The sequence below is a fragment of the Dehalococcoidia bacterium genome (assembly GCA_021295915.1).
Lineage (GTDB): Bacteria > Chloroflexota > Dehalococcoidia > Lucifugimonadales > UBA1123 > VXRN01.
Genome location: JAGWBK010000007.1, coordinates 18,665 through 39,945 on the forward strand (window position 1 = coordinate 18,665; position 21,281 = coordinate 39,945).

A 21,281-nucleotide genomic window follows, 5' to 3' on the forward strand; every position below is an offset into this window, starting at 1 on the left:
GTCTCCCATCCTCATGCAGTACCCTACCGCAGGACAGAAGATTCCGTTTACAATCCCGTTGAACTTTCGCAGGCAGGTCACTATCAATGCTCGACTACTATAACGTAATGGATATGCTCGGCGACGAGGAGAAGCAGGTACAGTCCACCGCTCGGCAGTTCCTCGACTCTGAGGCAGCCCCCGATATAGCGGACTACTGGGAACGAGGAGAGTTCCCGAAGCACCTGGTCCCGAAAATCGGCGAGATGGGCTACTTCGGCGCCAATCTGCCGTCCGAGTACGGCTCTGCTGGCGTCAACAACGTCTCGTACGGGTTGATCATGTATGAGCTCGAGCGAATCGACTCGGGCCTGCGCAGCTTCGCCAGCGTACAGGGCGCGCTCGTTATGTACCCGATCTATTCGTATGGATCCGATGAGCAGCGAAGAGAGTATCTGCCCAAGCTGGCTTCAGGAGAGATGATCGGTTGCTTCGGACTCACCGAGCACGAGGGCGGCTCTGATCCCGGCGCGATGAGGACCACCGCCCGTAAGGACGGCGAGAGCTATGTCCTGAACGGCTCGAAGATGTGGATCACCAATGGCAATATTGCCGACGTAGCATTGGTCTGGGCTGCAGACGACGATGGAGTCGTCCGCGGCTTCCTGGTGCCCACGGACACTCCCGGCTTCGTCGCGAACAAGATCGAGCACAAGATGAGCATGCGCGCCTCGGTCACCAGCGAACTCGTGATGGACGAGTGCCGCGTTCCGGCCTCGGCGATGCTCCCGGAAGTAAAGGGCCTGCGTGGTCCGCTGTCCTGTCTGACTCAGGCACGTTACGGCATAACCTGGGGCGTTCTAGGCGCGACAGAAGCCGTGTACCAGGATGCACTGGAATTCTCCCAGTCCCGCGAGACGTTTGGGCACCCGATAGCGTCGCGCCAGCTAGTGCAGGACAAGCTGGTGAACATGGTTAGCGATCACACCAGGGGACTGCTGCTCTCATGGCGTCTGGCCGTTCTGAAGGACCAGGGCAAAATGGGATTCTCTCAAGTGTCCCTCGCCAAGCGTGACGCCGCCCGCAGCGCGAGGGAGATTCTTGGAGGCTCAGGAATCGTGCTCGGGCATCCGTCCATCAGGCACATGCTCAACCTCGAGACGGTGGACACCTACGAAGGCACCCACGACATCCATACTCTCATACTTGGAAGGGACCTGACCGGCCACAACGCGCTCGGCTAGCTATCCGGCCACTGTAAAGTGTGCCTCTCCAAGTCCCTCTATCGAGATAGATGCTGAGTCGCCGGCTTCAATGAAGTAGGGTGGAGCAAAGCTGCCGGTCAGAATCATGTCGCCAGCTTTGAGACTCTTGCCGAGTCCGACAAGGTTGTTGGCGAGCCACGCGACTGGTTCGAGCGGGTGACCCATGATGTCGGTACCGACGCCCTCGCCTATCACCTCGCCATTCACGATCATCTTACCCTGCGACGCCGCGAGGTCTATGGATTGCCAGTCTGTCACCGGCTCAGCCAGTACAGCGCCGCCATTGTTGATATTGGTCACGATGGATCGAAGGGCAGGGCTCTTAGCCTCTCCGGCAGCGCCATCACGTCCGTCTATGATTTCGAACGAGGCCGCCAGCCACTCGATTGCGTCATGGACAGTCTCACGTGTGTAGGGGGCACCTGAGGGCGGTAGATCGGCTCCCATCCGTACAGCCACTTCACACTCGATCCCCAGACGTAGATAGTCGTCCCTGTTGAGAGTGACACCTGATTCGTGAACACCGCTGGCCAGGATAAGGCCGGAGCAGGGGCCAGCTACCCCCGCACGGTCCCGCATGAACGCATTGGTGTACGCGATCTTGTAGCCCCAGACCTCTGTTCCTTTCTCTTCCGCAACGCGCCCGAGAAAGGCTTCCTGGATGGCATACCCCTGTTGCTCATCGGTAGGCGCAAAGGGCTGGATCATAACGTCCAATGGTCTATGGGCAAGGAACTCGGTAGCGAGGTAGTCGCCCGCCTGTCGGATAGATTCTGAACTGGTCATGTAAGTTTCCTCATCGTTGACGCATGAATATTGGCAGAAGATCTAGAACTCGTTTCGGACTTCGGCGGGCTGCCCTGACCGGAGCGAGTCCCATGCCGACAGACACGTTGATACAACCCTCGCCCCCTCACGTGCCCCTACCCATGGAGTGGCGCCGTTCAAAACGCAGTCCGCCATGTGCTGGAGCATCACGATCATCTCACCGCTGTGGCCCCGCTGGGACGGAAACTCCATGGTGACATCTCTCTGCGGGAGCCACTCATCTGCATCGAGACGTACCTTGCCGTCGTGGATCGTTCCCTTGGTGCCGTATACCGTTAGGCTGTTCATCGGAACGTCCGGCGGGTGAATGACGCCGAGGAAGTTAGCGACGCGCCCGATCTTGCCGGACGCAAACTTCATGTTGATGACGAACGTGTCCTCCTGCGGGTAGTCCTCAGACACCCCGCTCCTTAGGCCGTAGCAGTGGACCTCTGCGATATCGCCCATGATCCAGCGAAGAAGGTCAATCGGGTGGCACGCCCCGCCGAGGACCAGGTCCTGTGGCATCTGCACGCGCCAGGGTGTCTGCTCATACACGGGCCGGAGGTCATGTACGTAGTGGGCCTCGGCCATGAATAGGTCTCCGATGGTGCCGGCGTCGCACATCCGCTTGGCGTTCATGAAGTCGAAGCGGCCACGCATGGTCTGTGTCACCAGCAGGACAAGGCCTGTCTTATCGACAGCCTCGACAACCCGCTCCGCTTCCTGCATGGAATAGACCATGGACTTGGTCACCATGACGTGCTTGCCGGCGTCGAGCGCGGCGAGAATCTGGTCTGCGTGAAGAGGTCCCGGCGTGTAGATTCCGATGATGTCTACATCCGGCATCGAAACGAGCTCGTTGAAGTCAGTGGTCGCAGCGACACGCTTTCGAGACGGCCTTCATCGGTATCGCAGATTGCAGTCACGTTGATCGGGACTTCAGAGGCGTTTGCACCCAGCACGGTATTCCCGTGTCCCAGGCCCGCAAGCCCCAGCCTCAACTCGTTCATCTGCTGCCCTCCAGCTGTTTCATGACTCGTCGCCAGCGTTCTGGCATGTTGCTCCGCGTCATCTGCGGCTCGAATCCCATCGAGAGATACAGCCCAATTGCCGGCAGCCGCCAGTCATCTGTGTACAGGATCACCTCGGGGTACCCTTTGCCCACGAGATACCTGACTACACCCGTGCAGACGACGCGTCCTAATCCCAGTCCCCTGACGTCTGGATGGCTGGTGACAAAGTCCACGCGTCCAGTGAAGTCTCTGTCGACCTCCACAGAAGCGAACGTGGCCGCCACGACTCGGCTGTCCCTGGCAACAACCACTGATCCCACAGCCCTCTCCGGACCTGCAAGGAATTCGACCACGCGGGTCCTGTCCCAGTCACTGCCATAGTCCCCCGTGTTCAGCAGTTCCGTCCACGACTCTTCATCCCCCGGCAGGTACCCACGCACCACGAATCCTTCAGGGACCGTGTACTCAGGCATATCCTCAGCTCGACTGGCAGAGATAATCATCGAGAGCTGTTTGGGAGGAAGTTCAGCGCTCATGTCACGTCCCGGCGTCAGGCCCCTCAACGCCGGTGACCAACCGTTTGACGACCAGGGCCCGTTCGTTGCCCATCAGGTCCTTTCGAGTGTCCACATCTACGTTGCAACCTATGGTCTGAACCGCCAGTGCTCTCGCCTCGGTCATCTGCTCAGGCATCAGCTCGATGACTACCATGCCACCTGGAGCCAACCTGGCAGCCGATTGATTCAACAGCCGACGAAGTGGATCCATGCCGTCATCGCCGCCATCGAGCGCAACTCGAGGCTCCCGTTGGACCTCTACGGCTAGCTCCAGTATGTTACCACTGGGGATGTAAGGCGGATTCGACACGATCACGTCGACCGGCCCGTTGATGGGCTGAAGCATGTCTCCGTGTACAAACCTGACCCTGTCAGACAGGCCCAGATTCTCAGCGTTTCGCCTTGATGCCTCGAGCGCACCATCTGAGACATCAGTCGCCAGCACTCTTGCACTGGGGGCATGTTTCGCCACTGCCAGCGCCACCGAGCCGGACCCCGTTCCGACGTCGACGACTATTGGGTCTCTCAGGCGTGAGGACGCCAAGTGCTCAAGCACGATGTCGACAAGCAGTTCCGTCTCCTGCCTGGGGATCAGTACGCGCCTGTCGACTTTCAGAGTCAGCCCGTAGAACTCGCGCTGACCCACGATGTACGCCAGCGGCTCGCCAGACAGTCTTCGGTCCACAAGGGAACGCATTGCGACCGACTGGTCCACGTTGAGTCCGCCGCTGCCGCCGTAGACTTCAGCCAGAAACTCGCTTCTGTCCAGGCCGAGAACGTGCCTGAGCAGCACTTCGGCTTCGACCTGCCACTCGACGACGCCTCCGTCACGCAGGACGGTTCGGATGGCGGCAAGACTCTGCTGGAGAGTCTGTGGGTTCTCGAAAGTGCGCATGGGGCCACGTGCCGCACTGAAGGTAGATTGTAGACCAGCGTTGGACACGCCTGTCTGCCCCGTCACTGGTCGATGGCCTGGGCCAGCTTCCGTGTCTGCTCCTCCTCGAGGAGGGCGTCTATGATGCCGTCAATTTCTCCATCCAACGCCTGAGACAGGCTGTGGATGGTGAGTCCAATGCGGTGGTCGGTGATCCTGCTCTGCGGGAAGTTGTACGTCCTGACACGCTCTGAGCGATCTCCGCTGCCGACCTGTGACCGCCGCGCGTCGGAGCGCTCGCGGTTCTGGCGCTCCACTTCCTGTGCGTAGATGCGGGACCTCAGCACGGAGAGGGCCTTCTCCTTGTTCTTGAACTGGCTGCGCTCGTCCTGGCAGACAGCCACGATTCCTGTCGGCTTGTGAGTGATGCGGATCGCGGTGGCCACCTTCTGGACATTCTGACCGCCATGTCCTGACGAGTGGAAGACGTCGATCTGGAGGTCGTCAGCATGGATCTCAACATCCACCTCTTCAGCCTCGGGCAGTACCGCGACGGTTGCCGCTGACGTGTGGATGCGGCCGCTCGACTCGGTGACTGGCACCCGTTGTACCCGGTGGACTCCACTCTCGTGCTTGAGCCGGGAGTAAGCTCCCTTGCCCTTGACCTCGAAGACAACTTCCTTGAATGCTCCGATTCCCGTCTCGTTGAGGTCTATCACCTCTGTATTCCAGTTCCGTCTCTGGGCGTACCTGGTGTACATCCGGTAGAGATCAGCAGCGAACAGACCGGCCTCGTCGCCGCCTGTACCTGCCCGGACTTCGACGATGACGTTCTTTTCGTCGTTGGGGTCCTTCGGAACCAGGGCCAGCTTGAGGTCGAGTTCGGTTTTCTCTCTGCGGGGCTGAAGCTCGGCGAGCTCCTCGCGGGCCATCTCGACTATCTCATCGTCGCTCTCGTCTCTCACGAGAGTCCGAAGGCTGCCTATCTCCGACTCAAGCGACCGCAGCACGCGGGAAAGTTCAACCACCTGCCTTAGCTGCGCCTGCTCCCGGGCGAGTTGCTCCACGCGGTTGTAGTCTACCGCGACTTCGGGGTCGGACATTAGCTGGTCAATCTCGTCGAACCGGTCTTCAACTGTGCGCATTCGTTCAAGCATGGTATGTCGCTCAGAATGGTACAGCAGGATGTAGTAAACTGCCAAACGATCAAAACATGGGAGTGACGGAATATGCCGAAGCGAATCAATCGAGCTATCGAACTGCTGGAACAAGACCAGCCCATCTACTACACGGGAGGGCACACTGGCGCCAACCTGACATTCGAGGGCGGTAAGGAGATGGTCCACACCTATGCCGACTATATCAACGTCGGTATGGAGCACGGGTCATTCGACATGCCTGGTCTGCAGGAGTTCATGAACGGCCTCGTGGCTGGTGGTCCGACCAACAGTGGCCACCGCACGCCTACTGTGGTGGTCGAGGTCCCGGTAGACGGTGCCAGTGGAGATGTCGTCAGAGCGAACGCATGGCAGTTCAGACAGATACTCGCTCGTGGCGTCCATGGCATCCTCATGTGCCACGCGGAGACGCCCGATGCGGTCAAGACGTTCGTCGAGTCCTGCCGCTACCCATTCCAGACGATCGGAGTTGGCAAGGGACTGGACGTAGGCAGACGGGGATCAGCCGGACAGGCGTCCGCAGCTCCTATCTGGGGCATTGAGATAGACGAGTATCTCGATAAGGCCGATCCGTGGCCTCTGAATCCTGAAGGTGAGCTGATGCTGGGGCTCAAGATCGAGAACACCCGCGCGCTCCTCAACGTGGAAGTGACCACGCAGGTGCCGGGCATTGCGTTCGCCGAGTGGGGTCCCGGAGACATGAGCATGTCGATGGGCTACAAGAACGCGCCTGGCGAGCCCTGGCCGGACGAACTGTGGGAGGCGAGAGAGCGTGTCCGTAAGGCCTGCGCCGCCGCCGGGATCGCGTTCCTGGAGGGAGCAACACCGGACACGATAGGTCAGAAGATCGACGAAGGCGTGAGAGTCGTTTCTTCAGGCGGCGCGCTCGGAGAGGCTACAGCGACAGCCGGACGTGCCCACTCCGGGCGCACGATGCCTGTCTAGTCGACCATCTGCAATCAGGGACCGGGTTGGCTACTCGACGTGTTCAGCGTACTCGGTCCCTATATGCCCTGCAGACACAAGCTCGTCGTACTCTTCGTCCGACAGCTCTAGCAGCGTCTTGTAGACGTACTCGTTGTCCTGCCCCAGCGTAACGGGACCGCGCCGTATCCGCACATCGCTGCGTGACATCTTGAACGGCGCTCTTGGGTAGAGGTGAGTACCCACGTCCTGCTGGGTCGCCTGCTCGAACATCGCGCGGGCAAGTAGATGAGGATCTTCGAACGCGTCTCGCTGGTTCATCACCGCGCCAGCCGCGACGCCGTGCGACTGCAAAAGAGACATAATTTCCCTCTTGTCGCGTCCTCTGGTCCACTCTCCGATCAGGCTGTCAAACAGATCATGGTGTTCTCGCCTGTTGTCATGTGTCGCGAGTTCTTCGCGTTGGGTCCACTCCGGATTCCCGGCCGCCTCGCAGAACAGATCCCAGTCTCGATCATCGAAGATTGTGATTGCCAGCCATTCGTCCTCACCGAGGCATGGGTAGACTCCCTGCAGGGCTGTCGGGTGCCTGTTGCCTGAAGTGGACTGGCTGCGCCCGTTCATCGTGTAGTCCATGAACGCCTGTCCGAGGTATGGCGCAGCGTTCTCGGCCTGGGAAAGCTCCACCAGCTGACCTTCTCCCGTCTGCCTACGATGATTGAGAGCGCAGAGCACGGCGAACGCTCCACCTACTCCGGCGGCGGCGTCAGCCATGTAGACTTGGGTGTTCGCAGTGGGTTCGAGATCTGTGTACCCGCGCAACAGGCTGTGGCCAATTACCCCTTCGATGTGGATGCCGAGGGAACGATGGTTCTGGTAAGGCCCATCATTCCCGTATGCAGGCATTCGAAGCATGATGAAGCCGGGATTGCTCTCTCTGAGTTCATCGTACGAGATCCCGAGCTTGGTCATCGTCTCAGTGGGGTTGTTCTCGATCAGTACGTCGCTTATCGCGACCAGCCTGTTGAATATCTCCTTGCCCTCTGGCCTTAACAGGTCAACCGTCATGCTTCGCTTGTTCCGTGCGTGCGCGTTGAACAGGGGATGCCGGTTCCAGGGCCGGTCAGCCGGGTCGCGGTCTGGCATTCCGCCTATGAACGGCGGAAGACTCGCAACCATCTCCTTTGATGGCCTCGCGATAGACCCGCGCGTGGATGGCCCGAAAACCTGGATCGACTCGACTCGGATGACCTCGGCGCCGAGGTCAGCGAGCAGGGTGGTGCAGTACGGGCCAGCCCACACGACGGTCATGTCCATGACCCGGACGCCCTCAAGAGGAAGGCTCATATCACTCCCTCGCTTTTCAACGACTCGACTTCACCACGGCTCATACCGAGCTCAGTCAGGACCTCTTCAGTGTGCTGTCCCAGCAGAGGAGCCGGCCGTCGAATCGACCACGGGGACGCATCCATCATGAATGGCCTTCCTGGATATGTGAAAGTACCCGCTACAGGGTGGTCAACCTCTTCAAATGCGCCTCTGCCTCGGAAGGTCTCGTCGTTGAGGTAGTCTGCCATCGTGTTCAGTGGGCCACAGAGAACTCGGGATGCCTGAGCCTGGCTCCATGCTTCGTGCTTCGAGCGATCCAGCAGCCAGGGATAGAAGTAAGCTTCGAACAGGCCCTGCATGTCCTCATCGGCCTGGGCAGCGGGGCTCAGCCATTCTTCGCCAGAGAGTTCCTCCGGATTGCCCATCATGTTCCGCACACGCTCGAAGTACTTCCCGCCGCCGGTGATCTGGAAGAAACCGTCTTCGCAGGGATAGACACCCGCCGGGTAACCTCCGGCTCCGCTGGCATCTCCCAGCGGTACTCTCTCGGTAATCTCGCCGTTGTACTGATAGGCCATCAACATGCTCATTCGCCGGTCGATTGAGCCAGTCTGTACTTCCATTAGCGAAATGTCGATGTGCTGCCCGGACCCGTCGACCTTGGATCCAAGCACGGCGCCCAGCGTGGCGAATGCCGCCATCACGCCGGACTGGTACAGTCCGACCGTGCCGCCAAGCTTGACCGGCTCCTTCTCCGCAACGCCGGTCGAATAGAGCTCGCCGCCCATTCCGTAGAAGATGACCTCTGAACCGCGCCAGTCACGGTACGGTCCCGTCTGGCCGAAATTAGATATGGACGTGTAAGTCAGCGCCGGGTTCAATTCCGACAGTTCCTCGTAGCCCAGACCAAAACTCTCCATTGTTCCAGGCCTGAAACTCTCGACTACCACGTCGACCTGGGACGCCAGACTTCTCGCAATCTCTTGGCCCTGGGCCGTCGTGAGGTCTATGGTGATGGAGCGCTTGTTGGTGTTGAGATGGAGGAACGTTCCGCTCTTTTCAGGGTGAGGTTCGTCCTTTGGAAACGGTCCCAGACTGCGGGCGCCGTCTCCCGTACCAGGCCTTTCAACCTTGATGACGTCTGCTCCGTAGTCAGCGAGCAGCTTGGTGCAGTAGGGCCCCGCTATCGTTTGAGTGAAGTCGAGCACCCTGATGTTCGACAAGGCCATCGGCGCCAAAAGAGCTTACCTCCCAGTGTTGATACGCAGCACATAATAGCACTTCACGAGAGACCGCCCCGGTATAGAGCTACTGCCCTATCAGTGGTGACAGAGAGTTGACTACTCAGCCGATTGGATCAACTCGATCCAGTTCCCGTCAGGGTCCTGCAGGTAAGAGACGATTCGACCGGGAGACACCTCCACTGGTGGGTTTAACTGCTTCCCACCATTGGCGATTATCCCGATCACGTTCATGTAGAACTCTGCGGAGGCCTCGACGTCCCGAACGACAAATCCCGTGTGGTTCATTCCGGTAATCACCTGTGATCACTCCCTGTTCTCCGAATAAACTCGACTCCCGCTCCTATGGCCAGCGCTGCCCAGCCAGCTATCAGACACAACCCGCCGACCGGGGCTATCGCGCCAAACACTCCCACGCCCAACAGTGCAAGGATGTATAGGCTGCTGCAGAAGACGACCGTTCCTGCTGTCATCAGCACGGCAGCTAGAGTCACAACTCCTGACTGCCAGACTCTCGCGGCCACCCCCAGACCTGCGAGTGCTATGCCGTGATACATCTGGAATCGGACAGCAGTTTCCAGGGTATCCAGCGAATCCGAATCTATACGACCTTCCAGCGCATGAGTGCCGGCCGCTCCTATGACAACTCCCAGACCTCCAAGCGCTGCTCCAATACACAGCCAGAGTGCCCACCAGCTTTGGGCACGGCCAGTTGCGTCAGTGCGATTGAATGTCTCGTCTTTGGTAGAATGCAAGGCAGAACTCCGAAGCTATGATACTACCTGAGCGGAATGCCGAGCCACGGATCCGGAGGAGAGACCCAATGACGACCCAGATTGAGCGCCGATTCTATGACCTTCACCCCAAGTCGGCTGAGTTGCACGACGATGCCAGGGGACTGTTTCCCAACGGCGTAACCCACGATGCCCGCCGCCAGGACCCGTTCCAGCTCTACTACACCCACGCTGAAGGTGCGGCAAAGTTAGACGTGGATGGCAACCGCATACTCGACTACTTCCCAGGTCACGGCGCACTGATACTTGGCCACTCTCGCCCCGAGGTCGTTCAGGCCGTTCAGGACCAGATGGCCATGGGCACGCACTTCTCCGGATCAACTGAAATGGAGATCGAGTGGGGCAACTGGGTCAGAGAGCTTATCCCCTCGGCCGAAAAGGTCCGCTTCCACAGCTCCGGCACTGAAGCAGACATGATGGCGATCAGGATGGCACGCGCCTATACAGGTAAGTCCAAGGTCATTAAGTTCGAGGACCACTTCCACGGCTGGAGTGACTATCTGGTCGCAGGCTCGGAGGGACTCGGCGGCATCCCTCAGGAGACGCTTAGCACGATGATCGTGCTTCCCCCAAACGATATCGAACTGTTCGAGAAGACGCTCCAGGAAAACGACGACATTGCGGCCGTCATCCTTGAGCCCACCGGCGCCCACATGGGTCTGGAGCCCATCCTGCCCGAGTTCCTAACGCAGTTGCGCGAGGTTACTGAGCGTTATGGTGTTGTGCTCATCTTCGATGAGGTCGTAACCGGGTTCAGAGTCTCGAAAGGCGGCGCCCAGGAGTACTTCGGGATACGGCCCGATCTCACGACGCTGGCCAAGATCCTCGGTGGCGGACTTCCAGGTGGAGCCGTTACCGGACGGGCCGACATCATCAACATGATTGAGGGCCGGGCAGGGGACGCCGAGTACAATCGCAACAACCGCATCGCCCACAACGGAACGTTCAACGCCAACCCGATATCGGCAGCCGCCGGAATTGCCGCCCTGAAGATCGTGGCGAACGAGCCAATCAACGACACCGCCAACCTTCGTGGCGAACAGCTCAAGAGCGGTATTAACGAGGTGCTCGGTCGCCTCGAAATCCCGGGATGCGTCACGGGCATAGGGACACTGCTGTTCCTGCACCTCGGTTTGGACCGCGAGGTCGATACCGAGTACGGCGTCCTGACACCCGAGGAAAGGGCTGTGTCGATGGAGCCTGAGCGTGTCCGCCAGCTGACCCTGTCCCTGTTGAACCACGGTGTTCAGGCAGGTAATCGCTTCATCCTGACCGCCGCTCACACAGAGGACGACATCGCCCACACCGTCAGCGCATACGAGCAGGCTTTCGGCGAAATCCGGGAGCTCGGACTGGTGTAGGTCCAGGCCTCAAGGGGACTGTATGAAGAAGTACATCGCGCCTCGTATAACCGTAGATCCGGAGCAGTGCGGCGGAAGGCCGTGCATCAGGGGTATGAGGATTAGGGTTACTGATGTCCTGGATCTACTGGCGAATGGCCTTACCGCTGAACAGATTTTGGACGAGTTCCCCTACCTGGCTAAGGAGGACATCTCCGCGTGTTTGTCTTTTGCCAGCGAGCGAGTTGACCATCCCGTTGTAGCAGTTTGATAATCTGGCTGGATGCCCAACTTCCGCCCAAGATCTGCGATTGGCTGGAAGAATCCTTTGACATTAGTGCGCGGCCTATTCGGGATCTTGGCCTTCGAGATGCGCTGCAAATGATCGAGCGTGGGGAGCCGATTGTGGAGATCGGTAGTCGGTCAGACCTATAACCAATAACTAGGGTGGTTGTGTTTGTGATTGCCTCGTGTACGCTGTGCCCTGGCTCCTGGTAGCACTTGGCGGTGCGCTCGGAGCCGTGTCCAGGTACGCACTAGATCGGGCCGTGGTTGCGGTTATCGGCCCGACAGTGCTCGGCATCATGCTCATCAACGTGACCGGGTCATTCCTGCTGGGCGTCTTCGTCTCGGCGTCGGACGGCCTTGGCTGGCCGTCCTCGGCAAGGATGCTCGTCGCGGTCGGATTCCTGGGGTCTTACACGACCTTCTCGACCTTAACGGTTGCCTCGGTCCAGTTGGCCGAATCAGGAGAGTTGACCCGCGCCGCGCTGAACATAGCAGGAAACATCGGTCTAGGACTGGCGGCAGCTTTGGCAGGAGTCCTGGTCGGGAGGGCCATCTAGGATCCTAGCCGACTACTCCCCTCCAGAACAGCAGGATTCCGACGACGATCAGCACTGCACCCATAGTGAGAATCAGCGTATTCAGTTGAACGCGTCCTGTTAACCTCGCGCCCAGGTAGCTGCCCGCCATCGCGGCGGCACCCATCGTGATCAGCAGCAGATAGTCGACCTGTCCCCTCGTGACGTGTCCTACCCACCCCAGCGATCCCATGAAGAAGCCGATGAACAGGTTGGACCCTGCCGCGATCCTGGGGTCAATTCGAAGGACGCGAATGAGCGCGGGCAGGCGTATGCTCCCGAGGATCAGCCCAACCGCTCCGCCAAGCAGTCCCACGCCCAACCCGATTCCGGCCTCCAGCGAGACGCGTTTTGGTGTGAAATCCCCCTGTGCGCCCTCCAGATCGGAGCCAAACATGTGAGGCCCACCAGTGCGTCGCCTGTTGCGGACCAGGATGAGGAACTCCACTCCCTGCCAGAATACGAGCGCACCAGCGGCGCCGATCAGCAGCCGTTCAGAGACGATGTCGCTGAGGAATCCACCGATGAACGCCCCGGCAAAGGCAGGAATGCCCATCACCAGCACTATCCGCTTGTCGACACGCCCCTCTCTAAAGTGACGGATGGCCCCGCTTAGGGAGGCAAGACTCGACACTAGGATGTTGGTCCCACCCGCGATAGGAGCGGGCATTCCGAGCAGAAGCATTGCCGGAAGTCGGATCGTGCCGAGCGCCAGTCCCACGAATCCACCCAGGATTCCAACTGCGAACGATATAGCCGTAAGCAGGCCGATCTGCCACATCACGAGATCTGTAGTCATTTCTTACCTGAGGACTGTTCAAGGAGCTGCTGCATTTCGTCAATCTGTTCACGTGTGGCCGCATGACGGCCATAGCACGCCCTGTCGAACGCAGAGGTCGCCATATCCACGAGACGCTCGGGGAACACTCGCGCCAGAGCAGATCGATGTTCGCCGGGAGTATCGGACACACGTCGATGTTCCCCCCTCGACTCCGCGACCGTCAGCATACCAAAGTAGACCCTGAACACATCCACGATGTTCTGATCATCATCCGGAAGCCTGAGGTTGGTGTCGGTACTGCGCCTTCTGAATCTTTCTGGGAGGAGACCAAACAGGAGCCGCGCGAGGTCCATTGTGGGATCGAATTCCCCATAGAGGGACTCACGTTCACCTTCCTCATCGACTCGCCGCCAGCGAACGTTCCTCCGAAATGCCCTTGCAAGAACTATCAGGATTCCTGCGACCACGAGGGCGACAACTATCCCGGCAAGGATTTGCAGCCACACTGAGGGCTCTCCCTGCTCTGCCTGCTCTGCGAACTGCCCGAACATTTCGCCCGGCGCAATGTTGAGTTCCGGCTCACCCTCCGGCGGCTCTCCGGCAAACCTCTTCAGGAGTTCGAAGAAAGCTGAAATCAGGAACTCGAGGACGAACACGAGCGGCACTATGACGACATAGAAGACTATTCTTGCGATTCCTTCCAGTACGAACTTCAGTGGTGTGGCAATGAATGAGAGCATCCCACGCTGAATCAGGCTGAACAGAAGCCCTATCAACAGGACCGAGACGACCACTGTGCCAATAACTCGCACCCACGTGCGTCGCGCAAGAGCGCGTCGCGTGGATGGCAGAATATGGCCGGCTCCCAAGCCTGCAAGGCCGGCGGCGAAGAACACGAACATCAGCTCGAACGTCCTCAGGTTAGCCGCGTTGAAGATGTCTACGAGCGCGGCAACCGACAGCACGATCAGTCCAAGCCGGAACGTGAATCCGAGGTGTTCAACCGGGAACTCGCTCGTCGCGATCCTGCCTCCCCTCAGCCAGAAGAGGACCGTAGCGAACCCGCCGATAGCGGCTGAACGAACAAAGTGATCGGGCTTCAGGTCCGAGAACATGGCAGAGAGCCATCCGATGTCCATCCACTGACCACTGGTCTGGAGTTGCGTCCCCAGCACCAGGTACGTGGTGAGAGTGCCAAGACCCATCTCGATTGCATAGGGCATCCAATTCGGCATGATGATGAGCGATAGCGACCTGGTCACCAAGTATGAAACGAGCATGATAGCGAGAGCCGCGACCCAGCTAATCGGGCTTCCACCAGGCAGCATCATGAGCGACAGCAATGAGAGCGCGGCGTAGATCCACACGCTCTCGACCGCTACCGCGGAGAGCATTACGATCCTATCCTGGACCGAACTCACCAGCCATCTCCATGTTTTCGAAGAATCGTCTCAGATCGTGCAGCACAGTGCCCTCAGGCATCTCAGGCGGCTCTGAGTCTCCAACGAACACCACGACCACCCTGTAACCCTGTCTCCAGAGGTTCGAGGCGCTCTCCACAAGTTCTTCTGAGAGTATCGCCGCCACCATAACCAGTGTAGCCCCGGTGGGGAACTGCCTCAGGTTTAGCTCTATCTGGGCGGCCATCGGCCCTATGGGCAGCGGCCTTATCGTCGCCAGGGCCTCAAGAATTATGGCGAGCTGCTCAGGCGTGCTTGCTGCTTCCAGCTTCATCGGCCGGTCCGTAAGGATCGGGACTCCGTTGGAGAAGAGTCCAATGCTGTATTGCCGCTCGGACGCATAGCTCGCAATGGACGCGGAAGCCGTGATAACGCGCTCCAGGTTGGTGGGGGAGTACCCCTCCCAGGACCGTTCGGACGTCTCCACAGCGACTATCAGGATTACCGTGAAGCTGGAGCTCGGTTCAAACGTGCGTACCTGGAGTTGCCCCATCCTGGCAGTGTTCTTCCAGTCGATGATCTTCAGCGGGTCGCCGATCTGGTACTCGCGGAGCCCTGCCGGTCTCGACAGGTCCTGGAAGATCTCGATTCCGCCCCGACTGTCTCCCTGCGGTCTGAGTGGCGGAAGTCCCAACTCCGGCAGCGGGACCACTCGCGGGTAGACCAGGAGGTAATCTGTGCCTCTAAATGTTGTCTCGCTATCAAAGAACCCGAACAGGTCACCGCTCTCAAGCCGGGCAGGACCGAACCTGTAGAAACCTCGCTCGTTGCACTTGATGGTGTACTCCCACCTGATCCGCTCGTACCAGGAGATGGAGGTGTGCAGCCGCATAATCATAGACTTGGGATTGGAGCTTGGAGTAACTTCCGCGCCGACGATCTCGATCTCTTCAGGGTACTCGTCCTCTAGGTCGAGCTTTCCGAGAGGCACCGGCTTCCTGTTGGTCAGGTAAATCGTGAGCTTTGTCTCCTCGCCCCTGAACACCCTTGTCTGTTCGATCTCCCGCTCGTAGTGGACCTCCTCCAGTGACAGTCGGTTCCACAGCCAGGAGACCAGGGCCACCAGGAGTCCCATTACGCCGAGTCCGATAACAAGTGCCTGGCCAGAGAAAATGCCGACGAAAATCAGCACCACGAACATCAGTATCCAGACGTCATGCCAGAACCGGTTGAACAAGGCCGCTACCTTTCGATGGGTACTGGGACCAGGTTCAGTATCTCGGCGATGATGTTTTCTGTCGTGCGGCCTCGAAGGCGAGAGTTGGATGTCAGGATGAGCCTGTGGGCTAGTACGGACTCGGTGAGCTGCTTCACGTCATCGGGTGTGACGAAGTCCCTGCCGTCCAACGCGGCCCGCGCCTGGGACGTCTTGTATAGGGACATTGCGGCGCGAGGGCTCGCGCCAAGGGTGAGGCTTTCGTTCCTGCGAGTGGACTGCGCTATCTCGACGATATAGTCGCGGACGACATCATCGACCCTGACATGAGTCACCGCATCCTGCATCTCCCGCAGCTCTTCCGACCCGGTTACCGGATCCAGTTCAGGGAGCAAAGTGTCCCGCTCGAACCTCAGCAGGATATCAGACTCCTCATCCGGTGTGGGATATCCGAGCTTGACCCTCACCATGAATCTGTCCAACTGCGCTTCGGGTAGCGGGAAAGTCCCTTCGAGTTCAATCGGATTCTGGGTTGCAAGCACCAGGAACGGTTCGTTGAGACGCCTGGTCATGCCGTCAACCGTGGCCTGCCGCTCCTGCATGGCTTCGAGTAGCGCGGATTGAGTCCTCGGCGTGGCGCGGTTGATCTCGTCTGCCAGCACTACCTGGCTGAATATCGGCCCCGCCCGGAACTCGAAGTCCCCCGACTTCTGATTGAAGAAGTTCACCCCCAGCACATCGGTCGGCATCAGGTCGGGCGTGAACTGGATGCGGTTGAATGTGCAGCCTAAGGACTGAGCAAGCGCCTTGGCCAAGGTGGTCTTGCCAATGCCGGGCACGTCCTCCACGAGAACATGGCCCCTGCACACGACCGCAATAATGACCAGGTCGATCACATCGGACTTACCGACAATAATTCGTTGAACGCTATCCCTGAGCTGGTGCGCCAGTTCCTGGAACCGCGTTACGTCAACCGTCGTCTGGCTCATGGCCTCTCCCGTACAGCATGGGAGCGCACGATACAGACTGCGCATCTCTCATGCCAAGAGTCTTCGGGTATTATAGACGGCATTGAGAAGTCGGGACGCGGTCGCCCTGTTCTAGGCACGAGAGCGAGCCGCGGCCGCTGTACCGGCTATCCTGCCATACACGGCGCCGTGCATCAGACCGGCTGCTCTCAGGCTGCCATGCACGAATATCCCGCCCACGATGATCCCGGCTGCATACAGACCGGGTATGGGTTCGTCTGACGTGTCGAGAACCCTCGCGCCTGTGTCGATCTTGAGGCCGCCGTACGTGTACGTAATGCCGCCTGTGACCGTGTACGCGAAGTAGGGTGGCTGATCGATCCTGATCGCCCAGTTGCTCTTTGGAGGATCCAGGTCGCTCGTGGAGCGTCCATCCAGCGTCCTCGGCTCGTACTCTGCGTCATGCGCTGACGCGTTGAAGTCATCGACGGTCTTCTCAAGTCCCTCAGCGTCGATTCCCAGCTTCTCTGCCAGTTCTGATATCGATGATGCCTCGACCCGTCTGGAACTGCTGTAACGCCCTTCAAGGTGTGCCTGTGCCCTCGAGTCGAAGACTTGGTAGGCGATGCCGTCTTCCTGCTGCAGGATTGCGTGTCCCATTTCGACAAATGTCTGTTCGGCAAAGCTGGCCCCTTCGTCGACAAACCTGTGGCCGTCCGCATTGACGGTGATCCCAATCGGATAGGACCGTCGGGGCATTATGTCGGTTACCTGGAGGTCGCCCGTCACGGGAGCGTCGACGTCGATGGGCGTGGCATGGCATCCGTCCCACTGGCCTGTGCCCTGCGCGCCGATGTCCATTGCTACTCGAATACCGTCGCCGGTGTTATGAGCAGAACCACGCACCCTGGCGCGCTCCCACCCGTCGCCGATGTACTCGCCCCTCATCTCAGGGTTGGCCTCGAATCCACCGCAGCCAAGCACAACGCCGTTCGCCAGCAGCTCGTGAGTTCCGTCCTGGTCTTGGGCTTCAACTCCGACAACCGCGCCATCGTCGTCGGTGAGAAGTGCGGTCATCGCTGTCTCATACAGGATCGTGACGCCTGCGCGCCGGCAGGCTGTGGTCAGCATTCGTACCAGTCCGGGGCCTGACTCCCACGCGCTCATACCGACGCTGTTTGGGATGACCGACGGTGCCCCTTCCACACGAGAAGTACGGCCCGATAGCTCCCATCTCACTCCCTTCTCGAACATCCACTCGACGGTAGGGCGCGAGTTGGCGATCAGCGTATCGATGAGTGCAGGGTCCGAGTCGCCCTTGGTGACAGCCGCGAAGTGGTCCCTGAAGTCACCGGAGGTGTAGGGGGCCATGCTTATCCTGCCGACCTCAGAGTCAGTCAGGTCGGGAAGCATGTGACGCAGGTCCTCGATGCCCTCGTGGACGAACCTGAAGCCGCCGCCGGTGTATGGGCAGTTGCCTCCCTGCTCGCTCGGCGGCGCTTTCTCCAGTACCACCACATCTGCACCGGCGTCACGGGCGGCAAGGGCGGCACACAGAGCGGCATTCCCGCCGCCCACGACAATCACATCGTATTGGACTGATTCACCAACCATCGCATCATCACCATCCACTAACTTTGGCACAGTATAGATACGTCATGCTGGCATGTCCAAAGAGTGGGACGCGAAGTTAGGCAAGTGAATACGTCAGAGTCGATTCGCCGAAATGGGGGCTTGGAAGGGTCGTCAGCGACCCTAGTCCACCAGCTGCCTGAGCCTCGGGTCGAGCCTGTCTCGCAGCCAGTCACCCGTGAAGTTCAGTGACATCACAAGCAGGAAGATGGCGACGCCCGGTATAACGGTCGGCCACCAGGCGGTGGCGATATAGCCTCTGCCCTCGGATACCATGCTGCCCCAGGTTGGAGTCGGATGTGGTACGCCCGCGCCAAGGAAGCTGAGAGCGGCTTCGGCCAGAACGAGCGAGCCTACGCTGAGCGTGGCGATCACTACGGCGGTGTTTATGACTCCGGGCAGTATGTGCCGGAGCAGAATCCGAATCGTTGAGCATCCTGCCACGCGAGCCAGGTCCACGAACGGCTGGTTCTTGACGACCAGCGTCTGACTTCGTATGACCCTGACGAACGGATTCCATGCCAGCGCGGCCATCAGGGCCAGCAGCAGAACGGTGCTCTGTCCAAACAGCAGTACGCACACTAGCGCGACCATCAGGAACGGAAGAGCCTGCCAGATGTCCACTATCCTGGTAATGATTTCGTCAATCCAGCCGCCGGAATATCCGCTGACGATGCCTAGCGTCGTGCCGGTTATGAAGCCGCTGAGCAGTGCGATAGCGGCGACGACGAGTGATATGCGCGCGCCGAAAAGCATACGCGAAAACACGTCGCGCCCAGTGTGATCCGTGCCGAGATAGTGTCCGGTCCTCGTCGCTTCCTGCGCCGGGTCTCCCGTACCCACCCAGTCGCCTTCGGGTGCCCACGGAGGGGGAATGTGCCGCGACCTGAGTCCGGCGTCCTGCCCACCATACGGGTCGTGAGTTGCCAGCAAGGGTGCGAATATGCCACAAAATATCAGAGTGGCCAGCACAGCCATGGGAATCACGGGCCAGCGCCGCATGAACCCCCATACGGTTCTGATCTGGCTGACTACCGGTGGGTAGTCTCTCATACCCAGCAGGTCGCGTTCTATCTGGGTCATCTGCATATTGGTGATTCCTACTCGTACCGGATGCGCGGGTCTATGAGCGCGTATGCGATATCTGCCAAGAATGCGAAGAACACATAGATCCCAATGAAACAGAAGACCGTGCCTGCCAGCAACGGCCAGTCGTTGTCATAGACGGCCCGGTTTAGCGCGACGATGCCGATGCCGGGCATGGAGAAGACTATCTCCACCACCAGCGCGCCGTTTAGGTAGTCCGCCAGTAGCACGAACGCCGAGGTCAGCGGCGGGATTACCGCGTTACGAAGACCGTGCTTCCAGATGATCGTCCATGGGCCGACGCCCTTGGCGCGGGCCAGTTTGATGTACTCCGAGTCCAGAATCTCCAGCATTGCCGAGCGCGTCAGGCGCATGATGCCCGCCGACGCCGGCCAGCCCAGTACGATGCATGGCAGAACGTAGTATTTGATATTCGTCCAGGAAAGCGCGAACGTGCCTTCCGGTGGGCCGCCGGACCAGCCGGGCGGGAACCAGCGGAGCCAAACTGCGAATATGAGTATGGCCATGACCGCAGTCCAGAACTGCGGCGTTGCCTGCCCGAACAGCGCCAACACGCGCCCGACGTAGTCCCAGACAGTGGCGCGTTTGACCGCTGCCAACACCCCAATGCTGAGACCAACAACCACCGCGAATATCCACGCGCCCGCCGCGATCTTGAGTGTCATCCCCAAGTGTTCCCGGATGATCTCACTCACTGGCCGAAGCGATCCGAGCGACTGCCCCATGTCGAACTGTATTAGATTCCACATCCAAGTCAGATACTGCAACGGGAGCGGTTTGTCCAAACCCAGATGCCGCTTGATCTCAGCAATCTGCTCTTCGCTCAGTTCCACTTGCGCATCGCCGATAAACAGAATGGTCGGGTCTGGGCCAAGCCTGCTGAGGATGAAGATAACTACCGTAGCTCCGATTATGGAGATGAATATGGAGAGGGCTCGTCTGGCTAGAAATCTACCCATGGATAGGTCGAATCCTCCCTAATCTAAGTGGCCTTGTTCGGATGGAGTTCCGTTTGTCCTTATGCAGGGTGAACCCGAGAGGAGTTTGCCCTGCATACGAATGTGCCAGTTGGAGCGCGGTCTGAGCGGCAGGCGCCACTCAAGACCACGCTCCTGAATTACAACTGCTACTGGCCTGCCGGCACGATGTGCTGTGGCCTGCCCCAGAATCCGGCTGCTGTGGAGCGCGAGTTCCAGGATTCAACGGTCTCAGGGTTGGCTGCGACGCCGCGCGGCGGCTGTACCATACCGGCGTAAAGCTGCCAGTAGTAGTAGTAGTCAACCATGTCGAGGTGCAGGTCTTCACGCGCCTGCTTGTCCCTCTCACCGTTAATGTTGATGTACATGTAGTCGAGGAACTTGCTCTCGAATGCGCAGCCCCAGGCCGGACGGCTGAACGTGCTGTCCGACGGAGGAGGAGGCCAGTCGAACGGGTAGTTCGCGGTCTCGACCGAGCAGTTCTTGACCACCGGATACGGAGGTACCACCACTCCGCCGTACTCTTCGGTCAGGAGCTCGACTCTTACGCCGATTGCTTCCCAGTCCGCGGCTACCGCGTCAGCCTGCTCAAGGCAGACGTCTCCGGTCTCGCAGCGGTACTTGTTCATCTTGATCTCGAAGCGGATACCATCATTCCCGCGCGGGAATCCGGCGAGATCCAGCAGGCGCTCTGCCTCAGCCTTGTCCGTTGGGACCTCCCACGGCCATTCGTGGTTTGGCTCTGCGGCGTTGTCGTACTCGCTGTACTCGATCCATTCAGTGCCAGGGCCGAGAACGTCCTCGGTCATGTCGCCGCTGTACCTCTCGTGCGCTTCCTTGACCATCGCGGAGGTAACCGTGCGGTCGGGGCGCCAGCCGGGGAACTTTGGACCCATCAGCTCAAGGTAGATCGGCGTGCCGAGTCCGGCCTGCAGAACGTCCACGATCGCCTGGCGGTCTATAGCATGGGACAGCGCCCAGCGTACGAGGCGGGCCTGCTCCATGTCGCTCATGCCGTCAGGGTTGTTGGTGT

23 protein-coding genes are annotated in these 21,281 nt (G+C 59.5%); 5 read left to right on the forward strand and 18 right to left on the reverse strand.

What is annotated here, in order from left to right:
• Nucleotides 1–86 precede the first annotated feature (86 nt).
• The gene (locus J4G14_03625; GenBank protein ID MCE2456884.1) at nt 87–1,223 is read left to right on the forward strand and encodes an acyl-CoA dehydrogenase family protein; all 1,137 of its coding nucleotides are present in this window, start codon (nt 87–89) and stop codon (nt 1,221–1,223) included.
• Here the strand turns inward: J4G14_03625 and J4G14_03630 are convergent, their stop codons facing one another.
• The 6 genes from J4G14_03630 to prfA form a co-directional block, all read right to left on the reverse strand.
• On the reverse strand, nt 1,224–2,030 hold the full coding sequence (locus J4G14_03630; GenBank protein ID MCE2456885.1) for a fumarylacetoacetate hydrolase family protein: 807 nt from the start codon (nt 2,028–2,030) through the stop codon (nt 1,224–1,226). It lies immediately after the preceding gene.
• 42 nt (nt 2,031–2,072) lie between these two features.
• A complete protein-coding gene (locus J4G14_03635; GenBank protein MCE2456886.1) occupies nt 2,073–2,900 on the reverse strand; it encodes a Gfo/Idh/MocA family oxidoreductase in 828 nt (275 codons plus the stop codon).
• Nucleotides 2,888–3,064 (reverse strand): hypothetical protein, encoded by a 177-nt coding sequence (locus tag J4G14_03640; protein MCE2456887.1) that lies wholly within the window; start codon nt 3,062–3,064, stop codon nt 2,888–2,890. Before J4G14_03640 ends, J4G14_03635 begins: the two co-directional genes overlap by 13 nt.
• Entirely contained in the window at nt 3,061–3,603 is a 543-nt protein-coding gene (locus J4G14_03645) for a GNAT family N-acetyltransferase (GenBank protein MCE2456888.1), read from the reverse strand. Before J4G14_03645 ends, J4G14_03640 begins: the two co-directional genes overlap by 4 nt.
• Before the next feature lies 1 nt (nt 3,604).
• Complete coding sequence (gene prmC, locus J4G14_03650) at nt 3,605–4,519, reverse strand: peptide chain release factor N(5)-glutamine methyltransferase (protein ID MCE2456889.1); 915 nt, start codon at nt 4,517–4,519, stop codon at nt 3,605–3,607.
• A 62-nt stretch (nt 4,520–4,581) separates the two neighbouring features.
• The gene (prfA, locus tag J4G14_03655; GenBank protein ID MCE2456890.1) at nt 4,582–5,655 is read right to left on the reverse strand and encodes a peptide chain release factor 1; all 1,074 of its coding nucleotides are present in this window, start codon (nt 5,653–5,655) and stop codon (nt 4,582–4,584) included.
• A 72-nt stretch (nt 5,656–5,727) separates the two neighbouring features.
• On the opposite strand from prfA, the gene J4G14_03660 reads away from it, so the two are divergent.
• Nucleotides 5,728–6,621, forward strand: coding sequence for a hypothetical protein (locus tag J4G14_03660; protein ID MCE2456891.1), 894 nt, complete (start codon nt 5,728–5,730; stop codon nt 6,619–6,621).
• 30 nt (nt 6,622–6,651) lie between these two features.
• Here J4G14_03660 and J4G14_03665 read toward each other — a convergent pair whose 3' ends face one another.
• The 4 genes from J4G14_03665 to J4G14_03680 all read right to left on the reverse strand — a co-directional run bounded on the left by J4G14_03665 (nt 6,652) and on the right by J4G14_03680 (nt 9,925).
• A complete protein-coding gene (locus J4G14_03665; GenBank protein MCE2456892.1) occupies nt 6,652–7,947 on the reverse strand; it encodes a CoA transferase in 1,296 nt (431 codons plus the stop codon).
• Nucleotides 7,944–9,167, reverse strand: a complete 1,224-nt coding sequence (locus J4G14_03670; GenBank protein ID MCE2456893.1) for a CoA transferase — start codon at nt 9,165–9,167, stop codon at nt 7,944–7,946. Before J4G14_03670 ends, J4G14_03665 begins: the two co-directional genes overlap by 4 nt.
• Before the next feature lie 102 nt (nt 9,168–9,269).
• Nucleotides 9,270–9,458: a hypothetical protein gene (locus tag J4G14_03675; GenBank protein ID MCE2456894.1), complete on the reverse strand. Its 189-nt coding sequence runs from the start codon at nt 9,456–9,458 to the stop codon at nt 9,270–9,272.
• A gap of 8 nt (nt 9,459–9,466) precedes the next feature.
• The gene (locus J4G14_03680) at nt 9,467–9,925 is read right to left on the reverse strand and encodes a DUF423 domain-containing protein (GenBank protein MCE2456895.1); all 459 of its coding nucleotides are present in this window, start codon (nt 9,923–9,925) and stop codon (nt 9,467–9,469) included.
• A 68-nt stretch (nt 9,926–9,993) separates the two neighbouring features.
• On the opposite strand from J4G14_03680, the gene J4G14_03685 reads away from it, so the two are divergent.
• The 3 genes from J4G14_03685 to J4G14_03695 all read left to right on the forward strand — a co-directional run bounded on the left by J4G14_03685 (nt 9,994) and on the right by J4G14_03695 (nt 12,149).
• Nucleotides 9,994–11,325: an aspartate aminotransferase family protein gene (locus tag J4G14_03685; protein MCE2456896.1), complete on the forward strand. Its 1,332-nt coding sequence runs from the start codon at nt 9,994–9,996 to the stop codon at nt 11,323–11,325.
• Between the two features lie 22 nt (nt 11,326–11,347).
• Complete coding sequence (locus tag J4G14_03690) at nt 11,348–11,575, forward strand: DUF433 domain-containing protein (GenBank protein ID MCE2456897.1); 228 nt, start codon at nt 11,348–11,350, stop codon at nt 11,573–11,575.
• Between the two features lie 208 nt (nt 11,576–11,783).
• A complete protein-coding gene (locus tag J4G14_03695; protein ID MCE2456898.1) occupies nt 11,784–12,149 on the forward strand; it encodes a CrcB family protein in 366 nt (121 codons plus the stop codon).
• A 4-nt stretch (nt 12,150–12,153) separates the two neighbouring features.
• Here J4G14_03695 and J4G14_03700 read toward each other — a convergent pair whose 3' ends face one another.
• The 8 genes from J4G14_03700 to J4G14_03735 all read right to left on the reverse strand — a co-directional run.
• Nucleotides 12,154–12,966 (reverse strand): sulfite exporter TauE/SafE family protein, encoded by an 813-nt coding sequence (locus J4G14_03700; GenBank protein MCE2456899.1) that lies wholly within the window; start codon nt 12,964–12,966, stop codon nt 12,154–12,156.
• Nucleotides 12,963–14,342 carry a DUF4129 domain-containing protein gene (locus J4G14_03705; GenBank protein MCE2456900.1) on the reverse strand — a complete coding sequence of 460 codons (1,380 nt, stop codon included), beginning with the start codon at nt 14,340–14,342 and terminating at the stop codon, nt 12,963–12,965. The genes J4G14_03700 and J4G14_03705 overlap by 4 nt, the downstream gene beginning before the upstream one ends.
• A gap of 7 nt (nt 14,343–14,349) precedes the next feature.
• Entirely contained in the window at nt 14,350–15,585 is a 1,236-nt protein-coding gene (locus J4G14_03710) for a DUF58 domain-containing protein (protein ID MCE2456901.1), read from the reverse strand.
• Nucleotides 15,586–15,590: 5 nt separating this feature from the next.
• On the reverse strand, nt 15,591–16,553 hold the full coding sequence (locus J4G14_03715) for a MoxR family ATPase (protein MCE2456902.1): 963 nt from the start codon (nt 16,551–16,553) through the stop codon (nt 15,591–15,593).
• 111 nt (nt 16,554–16,664) lie between these two features.
• Complete coding sequence (gene tcuA, locus J4G14_03720) at nt 16,665–18,146, reverse strand: FAD-dependent tricarballylate dehydrogenase TcuA (GenBank protein ID MCE2456903.1); 1,482 nt, start codon at nt 18,144–18,146, stop codon at nt 16,665–16,667.
• 141 nt (nt 18,147–18,287) lie between these two features.
• A complete protein-coding gene (locus J4G14_03725; protein ID MCE2456904.1) occupies nt 18,288–19,253 on the reverse strand; it encodes an ABC transporter permease in 966 nt (321 codons plus the stop codon).
• Between the two features lie 11 nt (nt 19,254–19,264).
• Complete coding sequence (locus tag J4G14_03730) at nt 19,265–20,230, reverse strand: ABC transporter permease (protein ID MCE2456905.1); 966 nt, start codon at nt 20,228–20,230, stop codon at nt 19,265–19,267.
• A gap of 167 nt (nt 20,231–20,397) precedes the next feature.
• Nucleotides 20,398–21,281 (reverse strand): hypothetical protein (locus J4G14_03735; protein MCE2456906.1); only part of this gene is annotated, 884 nt, incomplete at its 5' end.

What these genes read in the sequence shown, in the direction of transcription:
- J4G14_03625 (MCE2456884.1), top strand. Translation starts at nt 87, where the DNA reads ATGCTCGACTACTATAACGTAATGGATATGCTCGGCGACGAGGAGAAG.
- J4G14_03630 (MCE2456885.1), bottom strand. Translation starts at nt 2,030, where the DNA reads ATGACCAGTTCAGAATCTATCCGACAGGCGGGCGACTACCTCGCTACC.
- J4G14_03635 (MCE2456886.1), bottom strand. Translation starts at nt 2,900, where the DNA reads ATGCCGGATGTAGACATCATCGGAATCTACACGCCGGGACCTCTTCAC.
- J4G14_03640 (MCE2456887.1), bottom strand. Translation starts at nt 3,064, where the DNA reads ATGAACGAGTTGAGGCTGGGGCTTGCGGGCCTGGGACACGGGAATACC.
- J4G14_03645 (MCE2456888.1), bottom strand. Translation starts at nt 3,603, where the DNA reads ATGAGCGCTGAACTTCCTCCCAAACAGCTCTCGATGATTATCTCTGCC.
- prmC (MCE2456889.1), bottom strand. Translation starts at nt 4,519, where the DNA reads ATGCGCACTTTCGAGAACCCACAGACTCTCCAGCAGAGTCTTGCCGCC.
- prfA (MCE2456890.1), bottom strand. Translation starts at nt 5,655, where the DNA reads ATGCTTGAACGAATGCGCACAGTTGAAGACCGGTTCGACGAGATTGAC.
- J4G14_03660 (MCE2456891.1), top strand. Translation starts at nt 5,728, where the DNA reads ATGCCGAAGCGAATCAATCGAGCTATCGAACTGCTGGAACAAGACCAG.
- J4G14_03665 (MCE2456892.1), bottom strand. Translation starts at nt 7,947, where the DNA reads ATGAGCCTTCCTCTTGAGGGCGTCCGGGTCATGGACATGACCGTCGTG.
- J4G14_03675 (MCE2456894.1), bottom strand. Translation starts at nt 9,458, where the DNA reads ATGAACCACACGGGATTTGTCGTTCGGGACGTCGAGGCCTCCGCAGAG.
- J4G14_03685 (MCE2456896.1), top strand. Translation starts at nt 9,994, where the DNA reads ATGACGACCCAGATTGAGCGCCGATTCTATGACCTTCACCCCAAGTCG.
- J4G14_03690 (MCE2456897.1), top strand. Translation starts at nt 11,348, where the DNA reads ATGAAGAAGTACATCGCGCCTCGTATAACCGTAGATCCGGAGCAGTGC.
- J4G14_03700 (MCE2456899.1), bottom strand. Translation starts at nt 12,966, where the DNA reads ATGACTACAGATCTCGTGATGTGGCAGATCGGCCTGCTTACGGCTATA.
- J4G14_03705 (MCE2456900.1), bottom strand. Translation starts at nt 14,342, where the DNA reads ATGCTCTCCGCGGTAGCGGTCGAGAGCGTGTGGATCTACGCCGCGCTC.
- J4G14_03715 (MCE2456902.1), bottom strand. Translation starts at nt 16,553, where the DNA reads ATGAGCCAGACGACGGTTGACGTAACGCGGTTCCAGGAACTGGCGCAC.
- tcuA (MCE2456903.1), bottom strand. Translation starts at nt 18,146, where the DNA reads ATGGTTGGTGAATCAGTCCAATACGATGTGATTGTCGTGGGCGGCGGG.
- J4G14_03725 (MCE2456904.1), bottom strand. Translation starts at nt 19,253, where the DNA reads ATGCAGATGACCCAGATAGAACGCGACCTGCTGGGTATGAGAGACTAC.
- J4G14_03730 (MCE2456905.1), bottom strand. Translation starts at nt 20,230, where the DNA reads ATGGGTAGATTTCTAGCCAGACGAGCCCTCTCCATATTCATCTCCATA.